The sequence below is a fragment of the Tardiphaga sp. 172_B4_N1_3 genome (assembly GCF_052076035.1).
In the GTDB taxonomy this organism is placed as follows: domain Bacteria; phylum Pseudomonadota; class Alphaproteobacteria; order Rhizobiales; family Xanthobacteraceae; genus Tardiphaga; species Tardiphaga robiniae.
Genome location: NZ_CP197238.1, coordinates 1,097,278 through 1,116,755, shown reverse-complemented (window position 1 = coordinate 1,116,755; position 19,478 = coordinate 1,097,278). Strand labels below are relative to the sequence as shown.

General features: G+C 61.7%; 18 protein-coding genes. 8 read left to right on the top strand and 10 right to left on the bottom strand.

The window, feature by feature from the left end; all coding sequences use genetic code 11:
- Positions 1–57: 57 nt before the first annotated feature.
- Positions 58–2,115: a DUF1217 domain-containing protein gene (locus tag AB7783_RS04920; protein WP_441277008.1), complete on the top strand. Its 2,058-nt coding sequence runs from the start codon at positions 58–60 to the stop codon at positions 2,113–2,115.
- Between the two features lie 55 nt (positions 2,116–2,170).
- On the opposite strand, the gene AB7783_RS04915 is transcribed toward AB7783_RS04920, so the two are convergent.
- The 3 genes from AB7783_RS04915 to AB7783_RS04905 are packed head-to-tail and all read right to left on the bottom strand — an operon-like array spanning position 2,171 to position 5,710.
- On the bottom strand, positions 2,171–3,922 hold the full coding sequence (locus tag AB7783_RS04915) for an NAD+ synthase (RefSeq protein ID WP_439063596.1): 1,752 nt from the start codon (positions 3,920–3,922) through the stop codon (positions 2,171–2,173).
- Positions 3,923–3,965: 43 nt separating this feature from the next.
- A complete protein-coding gene (locus AB7783_RS04910; protein ID WP_120291006.1) occupies positions 3,966–4,319 on the bottom strand; it encodes a diacylglycerol kinase in 354 nt (117 codons plus the stop codon).
- 2 nt (positions 4,320–4,321) lie between these two features.
- Positions 4,322–5,710 carry a class II 3-deoxy-7-phosphoheptulonate synthase gene (locus tag AB7783_RS04905; protein ID WP_120291004.1) on the bottom strand — a complete coding sequence of 463 codons (1,389 nt, stop codon included), beginning with the start codon at positions 5,708–5,710 and terminating at the stop codon, positions 4,322–4,324.
- A gap of 159 nt (positions 5,711–5,869) precedes the next feature.
- Here AB7783_RS04905 and AB7783_RS04900 point away from each other — a divergent pair, with 159 nt between their 5' ends.
- Positions 5,870–6,790: an alpha/beta hydrolase family protein gene (locus AB7783_RS04900; RefSeq protein ID WP_441277007.1), complete on the top strand. Its 921-nt coding sequence runs from the start codon at positions 5,870–5,872 to the stop codon at positions 6,788–6,790.
- 156 nt (positions 6,791–6,946) lie between these two features.
- Here AB7783_RS04900 and gor read toward each other — a convergent pair whose 3' ends face one another.
- From gor to rpiA, 3 genes are read right to left on the bottom strand one after another with little or no spacing between them, the layout of a single operon-like run.
- Positions 6,947–8,332: a glutathione-disulfide reductase gene (gene gor / locus AB7783_RS04895; RefSeq protein ID WP_441277006.1), complete on the bottom strand. Its 1,386-nt coding sequence runs from the start codon at positions 8,330–8,332 to the stop codon at positions 6,947–6,949.
- Between the two features lie 54 nt (positions 8,333–8,386).
- Positions 8,387–8,926 carry a DUF2059 domain-containing protein gene (locus AB7783_RS04890; RefSeq protein WP_441277005.1) on the bottom strand — a complete coding sequence of 180 codons (540 nt, stop codon included), beginning with the start codon at positions 8,924–8,926 and terminating at the stop codon, positions 8,387–8,389.
- Positions 8,927–8,949: 23 nt separating this feature from the next.
- Entirely contained in the window at positions 8,950–9,648 is a 699-nt protein-coding gene (rpiA, locus tag AB7783_RS04885; protein ID WP_441277004.1) for a ribose-5-phosphate isomerase RpiA, read from the bottom strand.
- Positions 9,649–9,840: 192 nt separating this feature from the next.
- Between rpiA and AB7783_RS04880 the strand changes: the two genes are divergently transcribed.
- From AB7783_RS04880 to AB7783_RS04855, 6 genes are all read left to right on the top strand, one after another.
- A complete protein-coding gene (locus AB7783_RS04880) occupies positions 9,841–10,524 on the top strand; it encodes an HAD family hydrolase (protein ID WP_441277003.1) in 684 nt (227 codons plus the stop codon).
- 149 nt (positions 10,525–10,673) lie between these two features.
- Positions 10,674–11,117, top strand: a complete 444-nt coding sequence (locus tag AB7783_RS04875) for a hypothetical protein (protein ID WP_068730561.1) — start codon at positions 10,674–10,676, stop codon at positions 11,115–11,117.
- Positions 11,118–11,229: 112 nt separating this feature from the next.
- A complete protein-coding gene (moaA, locus tag AB7783_RS04870) occupies positions 11,230–12,261 on the top strand; it encodes a GTP 3',8-cyclase MoaA (protein ID WP_441277002.1) in 1,032 nt (343 codons plus the stop codon).
- 185 nt (positions 12,262–12,446) lie between these two features.
- Positions 12,447–12,983, top strand: coding sequence for a TRAP transporter small permease subunit (locus AB7783_RS04865; protein ID WP_089267141.1), 537 nt, complete (start codon positions 12,447–12,449; stop codon positions 12,981–12,983).
- A 75-nt stretch (positions 12,984–13,058) separates the two neighbouring features.
- Complete coding sequence (locus AB7783_RS04860) at positions 13,059–14,468, top strand: TRAP transporter large permease (protein ID WP_120290994.1); 1,410 nt, start codon at positions 13,059–13,061, stop codon at positions 14,466–14,468.
- 42 nt (positions 14,469–14,510) lie between these two features.
- Complete coding sequence (locus AB7783_RS04855; protein ID WP_120290992.1) at positions 14,511–14,858, top strand: GFA family protein; 348 nt, start codon at positions 14,511–14,513, stop codon at positions 14,856–14,858.
- 5 nt (positions 14,859–14,863) lie between these two features.
- Here AB7783_RS04855 and AB7783_RS04850 read toward each other — a convergent pair whose 3' ends face one another.
- From AB7783_RS04850 to apbC, 4 genes are all read right to left on the bottom strand, one after another.
- Complete coding sequence (locus tag AB7783_RS04850) at positions 14,864–15,613, bottom strand: 2-keto-4-pentenoate hydratase (RefSeq protein ID WP_441277001.1); 750 nt, start codon at positions 15,611–15,613, stop codon at positions 14,864–14,866.
- 134 nt (positions 15,614–15,747) lie between these two features.
- On the bottom strand, positions 15,748–16,836 hold the full coding sequence (locus AB7783_RS04845) for a TRAP transporter substrate-binding protein (protein WP_175367519.1): 1,089 nt from the start codon (positions 16,834–16,836) through the stop codon (positions 15,748–15,750).
- 165 nt (positions 16,837–17,001) lie between these two features.
- Entirely contained in the window at positions 17,002–18,090 is a 1,089-nt protein-coding gene (locus AB7783_RS04840; RefSeq protein ID WP_089267138.1) for a TRAP transporter substrate-binding protein, read from the bottom strand.
- 203 nt (positions 18,091–18,293) lie between these two features.
- Positions 18,294–19,475 carry an iron-sulfur cluster carrier protein ApbC gene (apbC, locus tag AB7783_RS04835; protein WP_439076780.1) on the bottom strand — a complete coding sequence of 394 codons (1,182 nt, stop codon included), beginning with the start codon at positions 19,473–19,475 and terminating at the stop codon, positions 18,294–18,296.
- Between the last annotated feature and the right edge of the window lie 3 nt (positions 19,476–19,478).

Here is a 19,478-nt window from a genome sequence, read left to right as displayed (position 1 = left end):
TCCAGCTTCGGACAACCTCCGAACGGTAGGCTCACGCCAAACCGCGAGGGTGTTCGGATGGTCTCGACTTATCTCAACTATAATATCGTCTCCCGCAATCTCACCCAATCGCTGACGCGGATCTCGCAACAAGCCACCGTCTCGCGGGATACGGCCTATTACAAGGAGAACATCGGCAAGGTGAAAACCGTCGATGATCTCCTGAACGACTATCGGCTCTATACCTATGCAACGACGGCCTATGGTCTGGAGGACATGGCCTATGCCAAGGCCTTCCTGCGCAAGGTGCTGGAAAGCGATCTCTCCGACGCCAACAGTTTTGCCAACAAGCTGAGCGACAAGCGCTACCGGGATTTCGCAGCGGCCTTCCCCTTCGGGACCACCAGCAGCAGCACCAACACCGCCCAATCCGAGAACCAGGCCGACGACATGATCGGTCTGTACACGGCCGTAGCGCAGCGCGGGGTCGATGGCATCGACGCGAACAAGAACTACTACAATCTCACGATCGGAAAGATTACCAACGTCAATGGCCTGCTCGCCGACGACAAGCTGCGGGATTATGTTTTCTCGGCCTTCGGCATCGACAAGAATCGCTGGTCCCACGACACGATCAGCAAGGTGCTGAGCAGCGACCCGTCCGATCCGAACAGCTATGTCAATTCCGTTTGGGTGTCGCAGAAAGCCGACATCAATGCGAATATCACCAAGGCCCAGGCAGCGATGCTCGATGCCGCCAGCAAGATCGACACATATATGGCGGCATTGAAACAGCCGGGCGCCGATATGGCCGATCTGCGCCAGAAGATCGAGCTGGAGCGCGCGCGCGGATCGATGAATGAGGTCAGCATCCTCAGCTATAAGGATGCACTCGAGACGATCGACAGCTATGTGGCGCTTGCCGGCGCTTTCGAGTTCTCGCCCGACGGCACATTGCCCACCGGAACGTCGGCCCAGACAGCCACGCAGCTGAGCGACACCCATGCCAAATATGTCAACAGCCAGGGCGCGACCTATCTTGCAGCGGACGAAAAGTACGCGGCATCGCTGATCAAGCAGTATCGCGCCGGTCTCGCCAAGGTGACCACGGTCGATGCCTTTCTCAAGACGCCAAACGTCTATAATTTTGCTCTGAAATCATTTGGCCTCGATCCCGAAGAGGTTTCGCCGACGATCATCAAAAACGTGCTCAAAAGCGATCCGGATGATCCGAAGAGCTACGTGAACAAGCTGCACGACGAGCGATACGTTCAGCTCGCTCGAGCATTCAATTTCGACAGCAGCGGAAATATCACGACGCCTGTGGTGGCGCAGGACGCGGCGGAAGTCACCCAGGTGATGAAGGATTACATCATCGCCAAGACACGCTTCACGAAGGACAAGGAACAAGCCGAGTTGCGCAAGGCGGCCGACAAGGACGCGGTCTATTATCAGAAGAACATCGCCAATATCGAGAGCGTGAAGGATCTGCTTGCCGACAGGAAGCTCATCGACATCGCGCTCGTCGCCAAGGACCTCGACCCCGCCAAGGTGACCACCGCCGATCTGCGCAAGATGTTCGATTCCGACCTGAACGACCCCAAGAGCTTCGTCAACACGCAGAAGGATCCGCGTTTCGCGGAGCTGGTGGCCTCGTTCAATTTCGACGACGACGGCGAGATCACGCGACTACCGAAATTCGGGCCGCAGACCCGCGACCAGTTCATGGAAATCCAGCACAAATATCTGCAGCAGACGCTGGAGACGCAGCAGGGCGAAAGCAATCCCGGCGTGCGGCTCGCGCTCTACTTCGAGCGCAAGGCGCCGAGCATCACCTCGGCCTATGACCTGCTTGCGGACAAGGCGCTGGCGGAAGTGTTCCGCACCATCTTCAGCCTGCCGGACGAGGTCGGCGCGATGGATATCGATCAGCAGGCCAAGGTGGTGGAGAAACACCTCAATCTGAAGGACCTCGCCGATCCCGCCAAGCTGGCTAAACTGCTGAACCGTTTCTCGGCGCTGTATGACATCAAGAACAGCACCAGCGCCGCATCCTCACCCGTCGTCACCCTGTTTCAGGGCGGTGGCGTCCTGAGCGATTCAACCTTTGCGGCGGTGGCCAAAACGGCGCGGTGACAGGATCACGCGCTGATACACGACGGGTTTGTAGGGCGTCATTCGCCCTACAGCTTCATTCAAACGCTTCGCTGATGCCCTTGCCGGGCCGCGTCACCAAGTCCTCATCGGGCTTCGGCAACGGATTGGCCAAATCGCGAAACTTGTTGGTGATCGGATAGCGGCGATCCCTGCCAAAGTTCTTCCGCGTCACTTTCACGCCCGGTGCCGCCTGCCGGCGCTTGTATTCGGCGATATTGAGCAGCCGATCGATGCGCGTCACAACGTCTTTCTCGTAACCGGCCGCGACAATCTCCGACAGCGGCTCTTCGCGTTCGACGAGGCGTTCGAGAATACCATCGAGAATATCGTAGGGGGGTAGCGAGTCTTGGTCGGTCTGGTTTTCGCGCAATTCGGCCGTGGGCGGACGGATAATGATGTTGTTGGGGATCACTTCGCCATCGGGACCGAGCGCGCCTTCGGGCTTCCATGAATTGCGCAAGGTCGAGATACGGAACACCTGGGTCTTGTAGAGATCCTTGATCGGATTGAATCCGCCATTCATGTCGCCATAGAGCGTGGCATAGCCGACCGACATTTCCGACTTGTTACCTGTCGTGACGACCATCGCGCCGGTCTTGTTGGAGACGGCCATCAACAGCGTACCACGGGTGCGCGCCTGCAGGTTCTCTTCAGTGATGTCGCGCGCGAGACCCTTGAAGGTATCGGCAAGGATCTTCTCGAAGCCGTTGACCGCATCGGCGATGGGCAGGATCTCGTAACGGAAACCCAGCGCCTTCGCGAGCTTGTCGGCATCGTCGAGCGACACCTGCGCGGTGTAGCGGAATGGCAGCATGATGCCGCGCACGCGGTCGGCGCCGAGCGCATCCACGGCGATCGCGGCGCAAAGCGCAGAGTCGATACCGCCGGAGATGCCCATCAGCACGCCGGGGAAGCCGTTCTTGTTGACGTAATCGCGCAAGCCAAGCACACAGGCGGCGTAGTCGCCCTCGTCGCCTTCCGGTACCGGTGCGATCGGTCCGTCGCAGCGCCAGTGGCCGTCGATCTTCTCGAATGTCAGCGTCGTGATGCTCTCGGTGAAGGACGGCAATTGCGCACCCAGCGAGCGGTCAGCATTGAGCACAAAGCTCGCGCCGTCGAACACCAGTTCGTCCTGACCGCCGACCTGATTAAGGTAGATCATCGGCAGATGGCTCTCGGTAACGCGGGCGACCTGCACAGACAAGCGCAGATCCGTCTTGCCGCGGGCATATGGCGAACCGTTCGGCACGATCAGGATTTCGGCGCCGGTCTCGGTCAGCGTCTCGACCACGTCTTCGTAGTCGGCGGACTCTTCCATCCAGGTATCTTCGCAGATCGGCACGCCGACGCGCAGGCCGCGGATGGTGACGGGTCCCGAGACCGAGCCGCGCGCGAAGACGCGTTTTTCGTCGAACACACCGTAATTCGGCAGATTAACCTTGAAACGGATCGCGGCAATGCGGCCTTCGTCGAGCAGCGCGCAGGCATTGTAGAGCTTGCCGCCATCGACCCAGGGCGAACCGATCAGCACGGCCGGACCCCCGTCCGCGGTCTCGCGCGCCAGCTCCTCGATGGCCGCGCGGCAGGCCGCCTGAAAGGCCGGCTTCAGCACCAGATCTTCCGGCGGATAGCCGGCAATGAACAATTCAGGAAACACGATCAGCGTCGCGCCGTCGGCTTTGGCCTGCGCCCGCGCAGCGCGCGCCTTGGCGGCATTGCCGGTGATATCACCGACGATGGGATTGAGCTGGGCGAGTGTGACGGTGAAGCGCGTCAATTCTGTCATGGAAACATCCAAGCCTACCGGCTCATCCTTCGCAACTGCAGGATTAGAAGATGCCTATGCGCTCACCGAGCGCATACAGCCAGGTCATGCCGGCGATCACCAGCGCGACGCCGACGGCCGCCGATCCCATGTCCTTCACACGCCCGATCTGCGGATCGTGTTCGGTAGTGAGCCGGTCGGCCAGTTTCTCGATGGCAGTGTTGAGCAGTTCGACGGTGAGCAGCAGCAAAACCACCGCCACCAACTCGAGCCGACGCGCTGCGGTGGTGCCGATGAGAAACGACAAAGGCACCGCGAGGAGCAGTGCAAACAGCTCCTCGCGAATGGCCTGCTCCGATCGCGTCGCGAAGGTCAGGCCATTCCAGGTGTTGATGCAGGCCCGCCAGAGGCGCGACAAGTTTAGAGACCCGATGCCACCGGCAGCGGCTCCGCCCTGTCGACGCGGGACGTCTTCAGCAATTCGGCGATCAGGAACGCCATGTCGATGGATTGCTCGGCATTCAGACGCGGATCGCAGACCGTGTGGTAGCGGTCGTTGAGGTCCTCATCCGAAATGGCGCGGGCGCCACCGGTGCATTCCGTCACGTTCTGGCCGGTCATCTCCAGATGCACGCCGCCCGGATGGGTGCCTTCGGCGGCATGGATCTGGAAGAACGACTTCACCTCGGACAGGATACGATCGAATGGACGGGTCTTGTAGCCGGAATTCGACGTGATGGTGTTGCCGTGCATCGGATCGCACGACCATACCACCGAGCGCCCTTCCTTCTGCACCGCGCGGATGAAGCCCGGCAGATGCTCCCCAACCTTCTCGTGGCCGAAGCGGTTGATCAGCGTCAAACGGCCGGGCTCATTGTCCGGATTGAGGACGTCGATCAGCTTCAGCAGTTCATCCGGCTTCAGCGACGGGCCGCACTTCAGGCCGATCGGATTCTTGATGCCGCGGAAGTATTCGACATGGGCATGATCGAGCTGCCGCGTACGGTCGCCGATCCAGATCATATGGCCCGAGGTCGCGTACCAGTCGCCGGTCGTGGAATCGACGCGGGTGAAGGCCTGCTCATAGCCGAGCAACAGCGCTTCGTGGCTGGTGTAGAAATCCGTCGACCGCAGTTCCGGGTGGCTTTCCAGATTGAGGCCGCAGGCGCGCATGAAGTTCAGCGCGTCCGAGATGCGGTCGGCCAGTTCCTTGTAACGGCGCGACTGCTGCGAATCCTTCAGGAAGCCGAGCATCCACTGGTGCACGCTGCCGAGATTGGCGAAGCCGCCGGTTGCGAAAGCGCGCAGCAGATTCAGCGTCGCCGCCGACTGGCGATAGGCCATCAGCTGGCGCTGCGGATCGGGCACGCGCGATTCTGGCGTGAAGGCGATGTCATTGATGATGTCGCCGCGATAGCTCGGCAGTTCGACGCCGTTGAGCTTCTCCATCGGCGACGACCGCGGCTTGGCGAACTGACCGGCGATACGGCCGATCTTCACCACGGGCAGCGCGCCGGCATAGGTCAGCACCACCGACATCTGCAGGAAGGCGCGGAAGAAATCGCGTATATTGTTAGCGCCATGCTCAGCAAAGCTCTCGGCGCAATCGCCGCCCTGCAGCAGGAAGGCTTCGCCGGCAGCCACGCGGGCGAGCGACTTCTTCAGATTGCGGGCTTCGCCTGCAAAAACCAGCGGCGGAAACGTGGCAAGCTGCGCCTCGACATCGCCAAGGGCCTTGAGATCCGGGTATTCCGGCATTTGCAGCACGGGCTTGCCGCGCCAGCTATCGGGCGTCCACCGCTCGGACATCACTTCTCTCCTGAAAACCGCGCTTTATGGCTGCGGAGGCCGCGTTATACACAGCGTAGATGGGGATCGCTAGTTCGAAATCCACATTGCGCCCCAAGCCCTTGCAGCCAAAGCCGAATTCGCATTTGCTAGGCCCGGGTAAGGAACATATGGGACACCATGGGAGAAACTGCGGTGTCGGAGGCTGCACTGGACGACGCTTTTGCCGATGACATCACCTTCCAGGCGACCGACGGCTATTCGTTGGGCGCGACGCTGTACCTGCCCCGCGGTGCCCGCACCCACGCGGTTCTGATCAATTCCGCAACCGCCGTTCCCCGCAAAATCTACAGAGGCTTCGCCAGCTACCTCGCAAGCCGTGGCTGCGCCGTGCTGACCTATGACTACCGCGGCACCGGGGATTCGCGGCCCAAGGCCGATCCCCTGTCCGGCCGGTCGAACGCGCTGGTGGGCTTCAAGGCGTCCATGACCGACTGGGCTGCGCTCGATGTTACCGCCGCGGTGACCTGGATGCGCGAGCGCTACAAGGCAATGCCACTTGCCTTTGTAGGGCATTCCTTCGGCGGTCAGGCGCTCGGCCTGATCCCCAACAATTCCGAAGTGTCGCGCGCCCTGCTCATCGCGGCACAGGCCGGCACTTGGCGACTGATGACGCCGCCTGAGGGCTACCGCATCTATGCGCTCATGAAATTCGTCGGCGCACCGCTGGCGCGCGTCATCGGCTATGCACCCGGCAGGATCGGCCTCGGCTACGATCTGCCACGCGACGTGTTTCTGGAATGGGCGGGCTGGGTCACCAGCGATCGCTACTTCTTCGACGACAGCAAACTGCGGGCACTGGCGAACTTTCCGCGCTACCGCGGCGAGCTGCGGGCCCTGAGCTTCTCGGACGATCCGTGGGCGACACGCGCCGCCGTCGAAATGCTCTGTGCCGGCTTCACGTCGATCAAGCCGGAAATCGACAGTATCCGCCCCATCGAGGCCGGCTCGAAAAAGGTCGGCCATTTCGGCTTCTTCCGGCCGGAGCACCGCGACACGCTGTGGCGCGGCGCCGCCGAATGGATCCAGATGGAAGATTAGGGGCACATCATTGAAGCCGCAGATCATCGATCCGCCCTCATCCTGAGGAGCGGTCGTCTTCGACCGCGTCTCGAAGGATGGCCACAAACACCGATACGTTGCATCTCATGGTTCGAGACGCGCGCAAGGGCGCGCTCCTCACCATGAGGGCTGGTGTTACTCCGCGGCTTCGCGCACGTAGCGTGCGGTCGGCGTGCGCATCGTCACCAGTTCCTCGGCCGCACTCGGATGCACAGCCACTGTGGCGTCGAAGTCAGCCTTGGTGGCCTTCAGCTTCACGCAGATGCCCAGCACCTGGATGAGTTCGGCCGCTTCCGGTCCGACGATATGGGCGCCGACCACGATATCCGTCGCGCCGTCGACCACCAGCTTCATCAGCACGCGGCTTTCGCTGCCGGAGATGGTCGACTTGATCGACCGGAAATTGGTCTTGTAGATATCGACGTGGCTGAAGGTGGCGCGCGCCTCTTCTTCGCTCATGCCGACAGTGCCGACCTCCGGCTGGGTGAACACCGCGGTCGGGATATTGCTGTGATCGACCTTCACGGTCTTCTTGCCGAACACCGTATCGGCAAAGGCATGGCCTTCGCGGATCGCCACCGGCGTCAGGTTGACGCGGTTGGTGACGTCACCGACCGCGTAGATATGCGGCACATTGGTTTGCGAGAACTCGTTGACGATGATGCCGCCATGGGCGGGCTTGAGCGCAACGCCAGCCTTCTCGAGGCCGAGATTGGCGGTGTTCGGATTGCGCCCGATCGCGAACAACACCTGATCGGACGCGATGCTTGCGCCGCTGGACAGATGCGTCGTGAATTCGTGCCGGTGTTTCTCGACCTTGGTCACCGTGCAGCCGGTCAGGATGGTGATGCCATCCTTTTCCATCTCGCTGCGGACATGGGCGCGCACGTCTTCATCGAAGCCGCGCAGGATGTTGTCGCCGCGATAGATCACCGTCACGTCGGAGCCCAATCCTGCAAAGATGCAGGCAAATTCGAGCGCGATATAGCCGGCGCCCTGGATCACGATGCGCCTCGGCAGTTCAGGCAGATGAAACACCTCGTTGGAGGAAATCACATGCTCGATGCCGGGAATCGCCGGCCCATGATTGGGCGCGCCGCCGGTCGCAATCAGGATATGCTTGGCGTTCACCGTCTCGCCGGTGCCGAGGCGCAGCGTGTGCGGATCCTCGAACACTGCGCGGGTCTTGACGGTCGTCGCGCCGGTCTTCTCCACATTGGACTGATAGATGCCCTCGAGCCGGGCGATCTCCTTGTCCTTGTTGGCGATGAAGGTCGACCAGTCGAACGTCGCCGTCGGAATGGTCCATCCAAAGCCGGCGGCATCGTCGATCTCGCGCTGGACGTGCGAGGCATAGACCATCAGCTTCTTCGGCACGCAGCCGCGGATCACGCAGGTGCCGCCGAACCGATATTCCTCGGCCACCATGACCTTCGCGCCGTAGCCGGCGGCGATACGGGCGGCGCGCACGCCGCCAGAACCACCACCAATGACAAACAGATCGACGTCGACGTCAGCCATGATCGCTCCGAACTGGGGGCTGAGACCCGGGATGACGGGCCTCAGCTTACGCCCTTAGATTTCCTTGCCGCGCTTGCGCATTTCAGCGCGGAACAGGCCGTTGACCTGCTCCGAAAACTGCTGCGCCCACTGCTGCATATAGGTCATGCTGGCGGAAATCGACTGGGGCTCCTGCACCAGAAGTTTCTGGCCGAGCGGCGACTTGTAGAAAGTCGCAAGGTCCTTCAACTCCGCCTCGGTGAAGTCGCTGGCATAGATCTTCGCCATCTGCTCGGTGATCTCCTTGTCGCGCCCGGCCATCGTCTGCGCGATGGTGACAGCGACCTCATTGAGATCCTTCTGATAGTTCAGATTGCTCTGCAGCAGCGAATCCTTGACGCGCTGAACCATGTTCGGCACGGCATTGGCATACATCGCGCTGGCGTTCTTCATTGCCAGAATTTCCTTGGCGTAAGCGATCGCAGCTGGCGATGCCGGCTTGATCGGACGAGCCTGTCCTTCCGGAGATGCCTGCTGCGCGGAGACCGGCAGCGCGATCACTGCAACGCTGAGCGCTAGACCGGCGGACAGCAGCATGTGCGAGAGCTTCTTCATTCCAATTCTCCTTGATTGCGCCGTTACGGACGCTCGAAAACGCGAATTCCCTGCGATCCTGCCAGCATGGCGGTGCTTGCCAGACCGATAAACAAACCGTGCTCGACCACGCCCGGAATGGCGCCGAGCAGCCCAGCCAGTCGGGGCGCATCGGTGATGGTCCCGAGCCGGGCGTCGATGATCCAGTGGCCGCCATCGGTGACGAAAGCATGACCGTCCTTGCCGCTGCGAATGGCCATGTCGCCGTGCAACCCGCACTTGGCGAACACATCGGCAATCGCGCGGCGCGTGGCCGACAGGCCGAACGGGATCACTTCCACAGGCAGCGGGAAGCGGCCGAGGGTCGGCACCCATTTGGAATCGTCGGCGATGACAATCATGCGGTCGGACGCCGCCGCCACGATCTTCTCGCGGAGCAATGCGCCGCCGCCGCCCTTGATGAGATTCAGCGCCGGATCGACTTCGTCGGCACCGTCGACCGTGAGATCGAGCCGATCGACCTCGTCGAGTGTGGTCAGCGGCACGCCGCAACGCTGCGCATCGGCCCGCGTGGCCTCAGACGTCGGAACGCCAATAACCTTGAGACCGCCCGCCACGCGTTCACCGAGCAGTTCGACGAAGTGCTTCGCTGTCGATCCCGTGCCGAGTCCGAGCTTCATGCCATCACGCACATGTTCGAGCGCCTTGGCGGCAGCCTGTCGTTTCAGCTCGTCCATATTCATCGGCGCAGCGGTCCTTGCGGTTCACAATCGGTCCCGCGGACGGGATGCGCCGCATATCTAGCGACGTTTGGGGGCAAGGAACAGGGCGAAGGGCGTGCTTTCCCGGGGAATGCAGGCCTGCATTCCCAGGGGGATGCTGGGCTACGTCCGCCCCCCTTGCGGGATCGGCCGCGGACCGGTAGCGATCCGCTCATGACCCAAGCTCCCCTCGTCGTTTTCGACCTCGACGGTACCCTCGTCGATACCGCCCCTGATCTCATCAGCGCGCTGAATCATGTGCTTCATCAGGAGGGGTTGGCCCCCGTCCCGCTGGAATCCGCGCGGAAAATGATCGGCCAGGGCGCCCGGCGCCTGATCGAACGCGGGCTCGAGCTTGAGGGGCGGGAAATGACCCCGGACGAGGTCACACGCCTGACCGAGGATTTCATCGCTTATTACGCGGAGCATATCGCGGACGAGTCGCGCCCCTTCGAGGGCCTGATTGCGGCGCTGGACGAAATGGCGGGGCGTGGCTACCGCTTCGCGGTTTGCACCAACAAGCTGGAATGGCTGTCGAAGCTGCTGCTCGACAAGCTGGAGCTGACCAACCGATTTGCGGCGATCTGCGGCGCCGACACCTTCGGCGTCGCGAAGCCCGATCCCGTCATCCTGCAGCAGACGGTAGCGCGTGCCGGTGGCGTGATGTCGTCCGTTGTCATGGTCGGCGATGCCGGCCCCGATGTCGGTGTGGCGCGGCGGGCCAATGTCCCGGTGATCGGCGTTACATTCGGCTATACCGATGTCCCGATTGTCGAGCTCAAGCCCGACATCGTGATCGACCATTTCCGCGATCTACCGGCGACTGTCGACCGTCTGTTGCCCCGCCGCCCCGCCTAGCCTGTTCAGATAATTGAGTTTCTCAGGTTGTTCGGCGACTTCGTTAACCATCAATTAACTATAAGCGGCCTGCGTGTTGCGTCATATGTGCGACGCTCCTATGGTTGCCAGGGGATGGCGGCTAGCCGCAAAACGTGACGGATATACCCATGCGTAGAGTAATAGTTTTGGCAGCGGCAGGCCTGAGCCTGGCCGGTTGCACGTCGTTCTCCATGGACGCATTCAAGTCGGCACCGGAACCGGTTACCGTGCAGTTCGACTCGGTTCCGCCCGGCGCAGAGGTGGTCACGTCGATTGGCCCGAGCTGCAAGACCCCGTGCTCGCTGCCCCTGGCAACGGAAACCGGGTTCAGCGCAACCTTTACCCTCGCAAAATTTCAGCCGATGACAGTTCCGGTGACCATTACCCGCGTTCCCGGGGACTTCACCTCGCCGGCACGGACCACGGTCGATCCGAGCCCGGTCGTCGCCGAGTTGCAGCCTGCGACACCGCCACGCCGCGCCCGCAAGGCTGCCAAGCGCGCAGCAGCGCCTGCCGCGGCCCCGGCGGCCGCCGCATCTGCGGCGGGCTCGCCGTTCCCCGCGCCTCGCTGATCCACCAAACATATACGTTGGCGTGATTGTGCCAGCTGCAACCCGTGACTAGATTGAACGAGCGGCGTTTTTCGCCGCGCGAGCAATTCATGTTTTGCAGTCAGGCATCTGAATGACCGTCTCCGAGTTGAGCTCCGCCCTGGCCTCCTCTGCCATGACCGACCCGTTCGGCCGGCGGATCAACTATTTGCGTGTCTCGGTGACGGACCGCTGCGATCTGCGCTGCTTCTACTGCATGTCGGAAGACATGACCTTCCTGCCCAAGGCCGACCTGCTGACGCTGGAAGAGCTCGACCGGCTCTGTTCCGCATTCATCGCCAAGGGCGTTACCAAGCTGCGGCTGACCGGCGGCGAGCCACTGGTCCGGCGCAATGTGATGGGTCTGGTGCGTTCGCTGTCGCGCCACCTCAAGACCGGCGCGCTGAAAGAGCTGACGCTGACCACCAACGGCTCGTTGCTCGCCAAGTATGCCGATGAACTGGCCGATTGCGGCGTGAGGCGCATCAACGTCTCCCTGGACACGCTCGATCCCGTAAAATTCCGCGCCATTACGCGCTGGGGCGACCTCAACAAGGTGCTGGCCGGTATCGACGCGGCGCAGGCTGCGGGTCTGGCCGTGAAGATCAATGCCGTCGCCTTGAAGAACATGAATGAGGACGAGATCCCCTCATTGATCGAATGGGCCCACGGCCGCGATATGGCGCTGACGCTGATCGAAGTGATGCCGATGGGCGATATCGGCGAAGGTCGCATCGACCAGTATGTACCGCTGTCTATGCTGCGCGCACGCCTGGCCGGTCAGTTCACGATGACCGATCTGCCCGACGATACCGGCGGTCCTGCCCGCTATGTTCGCGTCGCCGAGACCGGCGGCAAGATCGGCTTCATCACGCCGATGACCCACAATTTCTGCGAGTCGTGCAATCGTGTCCGCATTACCTGCACCGGCACGATCCATACCTGCCTGGGCCACGAGGATGCATCCGACCTGCGCAAGCCGCTGCGGGCTTCCGCCGACAACGACCTCCTGAACGCCACGATCGACCGCGCCATCGGCCTGAAGCCGAAGGGGCACGATTTCATCATCGATCGCCGCCACAACCGGCCGAGCGTCAGCCGGCATATGAGCGTGACCGGGGGGTAACCCACCGGCGGTGCTCCGTCCTTCCCCTCGACCAATGGCCTGCGACAAACCGTCAATTTCCGATTGACGATTGCATGACGCGCTGAAATGGTGCCGCCGAATTCTTTCGCCCAGCGGAAAAAGCTACGCTTTCTCAGTGAGAAAGACGTGATGAGCGGACAGCGGGGCGACTTTCGGGGGAAACTGTGGACGTACTCAAATTCACACGTGCGATCGATGCACTGAGCGATGTGTTCGGCTTCATCGCCAAGTGGCTCGTGCTGCTCGCCTGCCTCGTCAGCGCCGGCAACGCCACGATCCGTTATCTCTTCAACTATTCGTCGAACGGCTGGCTCGAAATCCAGTGGTACATGTTCGCGGGCATCGTGTTTTTCGGCGCGGCGCAGACACTGCGCCTCAATGAGCATGTGCGCGTCGATCTGCTCTATTCGGCCGTCTCCGATCGCGCGCGGCTGTGGATCGACATCATCGGCCTCTGCATCTTCCTGCTGCCGGCGATGACATACCTCACTTACATGACGTTCCCGTTTTTCCTGAATTCCTGGAATTCGCAGGAGGTCTCCAGCAATGCGGGCGGCCTGATCCTGTGGCCGGTGAAGCTGGTGCTGCCGCTCGGCTTTGGTCTGCTGCTACTGCAGGGTGTGGCCGAACTCGCCAAGCGCATCGCCGCGCTCGCCGGCGTCGTCAAGATCGACACCCATTACGAAGCGCCGCTGCAATAGCGGCGTTCGCTTTTTCAGCCTCTCGCATTTCGACCAATCCGTTCGATAGAACCAGTTCGATAGTCAGGACCACCGATGTTTTCCTACGGCGTGTTCCCCCCGCTGATGTTCGGCACCATGATCTGCTTCATGGTGTTCGGCTTCCCGGTCGCCTTCTCACTGGCCGCGGTCGGCCTGTTCTTCGGCATTCTCGGCATCTTCACCGGTCACTTCGATCCGTCCTTCCTGCAGGCGCTGCCGTTCCGCTTCTACGGCACGATCTCGAACGACCTGCTGCTGTCGATCCCGTTCTTCACTTTCATGGGCGCGATCCTCGAGCGCTGCGGCCTTGCTGAAGACCTGCTCGAAGGCACCGGCCAGCTGTTCGGCAAGATCCCCGGCGGCCTCGCTTATGCGGTGATCCTCGTCGGCGCCGTGCTCGGCGCCATCACCGGCACCGTTGCTGCTTCGGTCATCGCCATGGGCGTGATCTCGCTGCCGATCATGATGCGCTACGGCTACGACATGAAGCTCGCCACCGGCGTCATCGCCGCATCGGGCACCATCACGCAGCTCATCCCCCCGTCGCTGGTGCTGATCGTACTCGCCGACCAGCTCGGCCGTTCGGTCGGCGACATGTATCTCGGCGCCATCGGCCCCTCGATCATCCAGGTCGTGATCTTCATTCTCTACATCGTCGTATTGTCGATCCTGAAGCCGAGCGCGATGCCGCCGATCCCGGAACATGCGCGCGAGCCCATGAACTGGAAGCTCATCAGCCGTGTGCTGTGGGGCATGATCCCCTCGATCGTGCTGATCTTCCTCGTGCTCGGCACCATTGGCCTCGGCCTCGCGACGCCCACCGAAGCCGGCGCCATGGGCGCGGTCGGCGCCATGGTGCTCGCCGCACTGCATCGCCGCCTGACCTGGCCGCTGATCGACCAGGCGATGACATCGACCATGCGCCTGACCTCGATGGTGGTGTTCATCCTGATCGGCTCGACCTGCTTCAGCCTCGTCTTCCAGGGCATGGATGGTGCGCGCTGGATCGAGCATCTGCTCACCGGCCTGCCCGGCGGCGCGATCGGCTTCCTGATCTTCGTGAACATCTTCGTGTTCTTCCTGGCGTTCTTTCTCGACTTCTTCGAGATCGCCTTCATCATCATCCCGTTGCTGGCGCCGGTCGCGGCCAAGCTCGGCATCGATCTCGTCTGGTTCGGCGTGCTGCTCTGCGTGAACATGCAGACGTCATTCATGCATCCGCCGTTCGGCTTCGCACTGTTCTATCTGCGCGGCATTGCACCGCCCGAAGTGAAGAGCCGCGATATCTATCTCGGCGCACTGCCATGGGTCGGGATGCAAATCATCCTGGTGATCATCGTGATCTACTGGCCCGGTCTCGTGACCTACTGGATCGACAACACGGCTGTGGATACGTCCAACGTGAAGATCGAGATTCCGCAGATCGAGATGCCGGCGATGCCGGACTTCGGGCCAGCAAAATAGCGAATGACGTTACTATCGCGCTTTACGATCAGGGGATAACCGATGCTGCATGAAGGAAGTTGCCATTGCGGCAACATCGCCTTTGAAGTCGAGGGCGATTTCAATTCGGCCATCGACTGCAACTGTTCGATGTGCCGGCGGCGCGGCGGCCTGCTCGCTTTCGTTCCACGCGACAAACTGGTGCTGAAGACCGCGAAAGAAAGCCTGTCGACCTATACGTTCAATCACCACGCCATTCAGCATCACTTCTGCAGCACTTGCGGCATTGCCCCGTTCGGCGAAGGAAAAGCGCCCAACGGAATGATGATGGCATCGGTCAATGTGCGCTGCTTGCCTGCGGTCGATCTGAGCGCTCTGGATATCCAGCAGTTCGATGGCAAGGATCGCTAACGCGATCAGCCGACAAACCTTATCTCGGCCTCGCCGAGCTTTTCAAATCGCACAACACAGTGATCGCCGGGCCTCAGGAACGGCATGCCGGTCCAGCTGCCTGTCGTGACGACATGCCCAGCTTTCAAGCCTCCGGCATCTCGCCACATATTGGCCAGCGCGATTGCAGCGGCAAGCGGATCATCGGTCGGATGGCCGCCATTGCGCTCCAGCACCGTCTCGCCGTTCACAACAAACGTGATGTGCAGGTTAGGCAAATCGAGATGTGACCAGTCGGTCATCTCACGCCCGAGCACCAGCCCACCATTGATCCCGCAATCGGCAAGCTGCTCCAACCGCGGCCGGCTCGTCGGCTCTCGAAACCGGCTGGAGACCACCTCGATGGCCGGCAGCACGGACACGGATTGCGCAATCTCTTCGCGCGTATAAGGCGCGGCGCGCGCCGGCATATCGCGGGTAAAGCGGAAGGCGACCTCGCCTTCGACGCCGAGATGCGGGACTTCGGCCACCGACATATGCGCCGGACTGGTGCGAACCATGCGCGCCTCGATTAGTCCGCGGGTCGGCTCCCCGTCGGGCGGCGCACCGGCCTTGAAGGCACCGATGGGCTCTCCGACCAGCGCAGCAACCCGATCCTGAATCTCATGCGCCTCCGCAACCGAAGATGGCGTGACGGGCAGCGCTTCGATCTGCGTTCCGCTGCGGCGCGCCTCGGCAAGAATGTCGGCGGCCGTTTCGATTTCAGATTCGGTCATGGCAAATTCGGCTCCCTCCAGGAACAGAACACTTAGCGGATTCGCTGTCCGCGCACCGGCTAAGGGAGACCGCTTCAACAAGAAGCCTGGCCTTCTCACGAAGGCCGGGCTCCTTTTTCCGAAACAGTCTTCGATCAGCTGCGCGTGCGCGAGCGGATCATGAAACTGTCGAAGCTGTACTCGGCGACCTGCCACCAAGTGTACTGGTCGCCGCGGAAGGCCACCATGCTGTCATAGACTTTCTTGAACGCCGCATTGCTGGCCGAGGTCTCGGCATAAACCTCGTTGGCAGCCTTCAGCGACGCATCCATGATGGATGCGGGGAACGGCCGCAGCTGCGTACCACCGGCCACCAGGCGCTTCAGCGCCGGTGGATTGTAGGCGTCGTAGCGTGCCTGCATGGTTTCGTTGGCGAGCGACGAGGCGGTCTTGATGATCGACTTGTAGCTGGCAGGAAGCTGCTCCCACTTAGCGAGGTTGACCATGTTGTGCAGTGTCGGACCGCCCTCCCAGAAGCCGGGATAGTAGTAATATTTGGCGACCTTCTGGAAACCGAGCTTTTCATCATCGTAAGGTCCGACCCATTCGGCGGCGTCGATGGTGCCCTTTTCCAGCGACGGGTAGATATCGCCGGCGGCCACCTGTTGCGGAACGAGCCCGAGCCTGGTGAGCACACGGCCGGCGAAGCCGCCGATGCGCATTTTGAGACCACTGAGGTCGGATGGCTCCTTCAGCTCCTTGCGAAACCAACCGCCCATCTGGCAGCCGGTGTTGCCGGCCGCGAATCCGATGACGTTGTAGCCTTTGAGAAATTCATTGAAGAGTTCGGCGCCACCGCCTACCTGCAACCACGAGGTCTGCATCCGGCTGTTGAGTCCGAACGGAACCGCCGTACCGAACGCGAAGGTTGGATCCTTGCCTACATAATAGTAGGCTGCCGTGTGGCACATCTCCACGGTGCCGTTGGAGGCCGCATCCAGCGCCTGCAGACCGGGCACGATCTCACCTGCGGCAAACACCTGGATCTGGAATTTGTTGTCGGTGGCCTCGGCAACGGCCTTGGCGAATACCTCGCTGGCGCCATAGATCGTATCGAGCGATTTCGGAAAGCTCGACGTTAACCGCCATTTGATCTCCGGCGAAGATTGCGCGATGGCCGGCGCGGCAATGGCCGCACCGGCAGCCCCCAGACCGGCAGCCTTGATGAACTCACGACGCTTCATGATGTGCTCCCTGGATGTGAATGTGTCAGCGCCCTTCTTGGCGAGGGCGTTGGGGAGCAGCATGGGCCAGGTTCCAGCGAGAAGCCACGGCGATTTGAGCGACGCAATGCAAAAAGCCCGACCTTCTCGCGAAGGCCGGGCTTTATGTTTGATCGAGGCTTAAGATCAGCCGCGGGTACGCGAGCGGATCATGAAGCTGTCGAAGGTGTATTCGGCGACCTGCCACCACAGATATTCGTCCGAACGATAGGCCTGCATCGCGTCGATCGACTTCTTGAAGTCGGCGTTCTTCGCGGAGATTTCAGCCCAGAGTTCGTTGGTGGCCTTGAGGCAGGCGTCCAGAACTTCATTGGTGAACGGACGCAACTGCGTGCCACCCGCGACGAGCTGCTTCAACGCCGCCGGGTTCTGCATGTCGTAACGAGCGGCCATCCAGCTGTTGGCATTGGCGCAGGCATTGGTGAGGATCGCCTGATAGCTCTTCGGCAGCGCGTTGTACTTCTCGAGGTTGGTGAAGGCGTGGACCGTCGGGCCACCTTCCCAGAAACCTGGATAGTAGTAGTACTTCGCGACCTTCTGGAAGCCGAGCTTCTGATCGTCATAGGGGCCGACCCACTCGGCAGCGTCGATGGTGCCTTTTTCCAGCGACGGATAGATGTCGCCACCGGCAAGCTGCTGCGGCACGACGCCGACCTTCTGCAGCACCTGACCGGCGATGCCGCCGATGCGCATCTTGAGGCCGGAGAGATCGGCAACGGTCTTGATCTCCTTGCGGAACCAACCGCCCATCTGCGTGCCCGTATTGCCGCAAGGGTGACCGATGACGCCAAATTTCTTGAAGAACTCGTTGCCGAGCTGCTCGCCGCCGCCCTGGTACCACCAGGAATTCTGCTGACGTGCGTTCAGGCCAAACGGCACCGACGCATAGATCGCGAAGGTCGGATCCTTGCCGACATAGTAGTAGGACACAGTGTGGCACATTTCGACGGTGCCGTTCGAGGTCGCATCGAGCGCCTGCAGACCGGGGACCAGTTCTCCGGCCGCGAAGACCTGGATCTGGAATTTGTTGTCAGTCATTTCGGCGACCTGCTTCGCCATCATCTCGGCGCCGCCATAGATGGTGTCGAGCGACTTCGGGAAGCTCGATGCGAGGCGCCATTTGACCTCGGGCGCGGACTGCGCGATCGCCGGCGAGGCAACGGCGGCCACCGCGGCGCCGGCCGTCGAAACCTTCAAAAACTCACGACGCTTCATTCAAGCTCTCCTTTTGCGGGCGTTTTCCCTAGAATTCCTTTGAGCATATTCAGCGGCAAATCGTTGCGCGATTCAACCGAAGACGCTCTGGTGCAGAGGCTGTCTAACACGGTTATTCGACCGCGGAAAACACGACGAACGTCGTTGCCAGCCCAATTGAACGAAAGTTCTATGCGACATCTCGGCCCCGGCCACCGGCCGGGTTACGCTGCCGCAATAACGCCCTGCAACCGGTCGCGGATCTGCGTGCCGATGGCCCGATAGATCGCGGCGTGCGGGCCGTCGGGCTCGCTCACGACCACCGGCGTGCCGGCATCCGACATGGCGCGGATGGACATATGCAGCGGCACTTCGCCGAGGAACGGCACCTTGAGCCGCTCGGCCTCATGACGGGCGCCGCCATGGCCGAAAATGTCGGAGCGCGTGCCGCATTCCGGGCACTGGAAATAACTCATATTCTCGATGATGCCGAGCACGGGCACATTGACCTTGGTAAACATCGCAAGGCCGCGCCTCGCATCGATCAGCGCCAGATCCTGCGGCGTCGAGACAATCACAGCGCCCTTCAGGGGCACGTTCTGCGCCAGCGTGAGCTGTGCATCTCCGGTGCCGGGGGGCATGTCGACGATAAGGACGTCGAGCGTACCCCAGGCGACATCGCGCAACATCTGGGTGATCGCCGACATCACCATCGGCCCGCGCCAGATCATCGCGGTCTCTTCCTCGACCAGGAAGCCGATCGACATGATCGACAGGCCAAAGCGCTCGATCGGGATCATCTTCCTGTTGTCGTCGAGAACAGGCTTTTCATTGATGCCGGTCAGCCGCGGCACCGAAGGACCATAGATATCTGCGTCGAGCAGACCGACCTTCAGGCCGAGATCGCGCAGGCCCAGCGCCAGATTGAGCGCCGTCGTGGACTTGCCGACACCGCCCTTCCCCGAGGCCACCGCGATGATCGCGGCAACGCCAGGAATTTCAGCCTGTTTTGACATTGGCGAGTTGGCCGGGTTCGCATGCGGGCGATGCGCCGAGACCGGCTGTACGCCGCCGGACTGCGGACCATGCGAATGCCCACCGGGACCATGGGAATGTCCTGCGTGGTCGTGGCGCTGCGGCGCAGGCGGTGCGCTGCCCGGCTTGCGCTCGGCGGTCAGCGCGACCATTGCACCGGTGACACCAGGGATCGCCCGCACCGCGGCTTCCGCCTGCGCGCGCACGCTTTCCCAGGCCCGCGCTTCAGCGGCGTCCACATTGATCGAAAACAGCACCTTGCCGTCGGTTACGACGATCTCGGACAAAACATCCGCATGGATCAGCGGCACGCCGCGCGGCGATGTCACCTTGGCCAGACCATCCAGAACCTGCTGCTGCGAAACGCTCAATGC

Excerpts from the sequence above, each read along its gene's own strand:
- AB7783_RS04905 (WP_120291004.1), bottom strand. The coding sequence starts at position 5,710 with ATGTCCGAGCGGTGGACGCCCGATAGCTGGCGCGGCAAGCCCGTGCTG.
- AB7783_RS04920 (WP_441277008.1), top strand. The coding sequence starts at position 58 with ATGGTCTCGACTTATCTCAACTATAATATCGTCTCCCGCAATCTCACC.
- AB7783_RS04875 (WP_068730561.1), top strand. The coding sequence starts at position 10,674 with ATGCGTAGAGTAATAGTTTTGGCAGCGGCAGGCCTGAGCCTGGCCGGT.
- gor (WP_441277006.1), bottom strand. The coding sequence starts at position 8,332 with ATGGCTGACGTCGACGTCGATCTGTTTGTCATTGGTGGTGGTTCTGGC.
- AB7783_RS04900 (WP_441277007.1), top strand. The coding sequence starts at position 5,870 with ATGGGAGAAACTGCGGTGTCGGAGGCTGCACTGGACGACGCTTTTGCC.
- AB7783_RS04860 (WP_120290994.1), top strand. The coding sequence starts at position 13,059 with ATGTTTTCCTACGGCGTGTTCCCCCCGCTGATGTTCGGCACCATGATC.
- moaA (WP_441277002.1), top strand. The coding sequence starts at position 11,230 with ATGACCGTCTCCGAGTTGAGCTCCGCCCTGGCCTCCTCTGCCATGACC.
- AB7783_RS04880 (WP_441277003.1), top strand. The coding sequence starts at position 9,841 with ATGACCCAAGCTCCCCTCGTCGTTTTCGACCTCGACGGTACCCTCGTC.
- AB7783_RS04855 (WP_120290992.1), top strand. The coding sequence starts at position 14,511 with ATGCTGCATGAAGGAAGTTGCCATTGCGGCAACATCGCCTTTGAAGTC.
- AB7783_RS04915 (WP_439063596.1), bottom strand. The coding sequence starts at position 3,922 with ATGACAGAATTGACGCGCTTCACCGTCACACTCGCCCAGCTCAATCCC.
- AB7783_RS04850 (WP_441277001.1), bottom strand. The coding sequence starts at position 15,613 with ATGACCGAATCTGAAATCGAAACGGCCGCCGACATTCTTGCCGAGGCG.
- AB7783_RS04840 (WP_089267138.1), bottom strand. The coding sequence starts at position 18,090 with ATGAAGCGTCGTGAGTTTTTGAAGGTTTCGACGGCCGGCGCCGCGGTG.
- rpiA (WP_441277004.1), bottom strand. The coding sequence starts at position 9,648 with ATGAATATGGACGAGCTGAAACGACAGGCTGCCGCCAAGGCGCTCGAA.
- AB7783_RS04890 (WP_441277005.1), bottom strand. The coding sequence starts at position 8,926 with ATGAAGAAGCTCTCGCACATGCTGCTGTCCGCCGGTCTAGCGCTCAGC.
- AB7783_RS04845 (WP_175367519.1), bottom strand. The coding sequence starts at position 16,836 with ATGAAGCGTCGTGAGTTCATCAAGGCTGCCGGTCTGGGGGCTGCCGGT.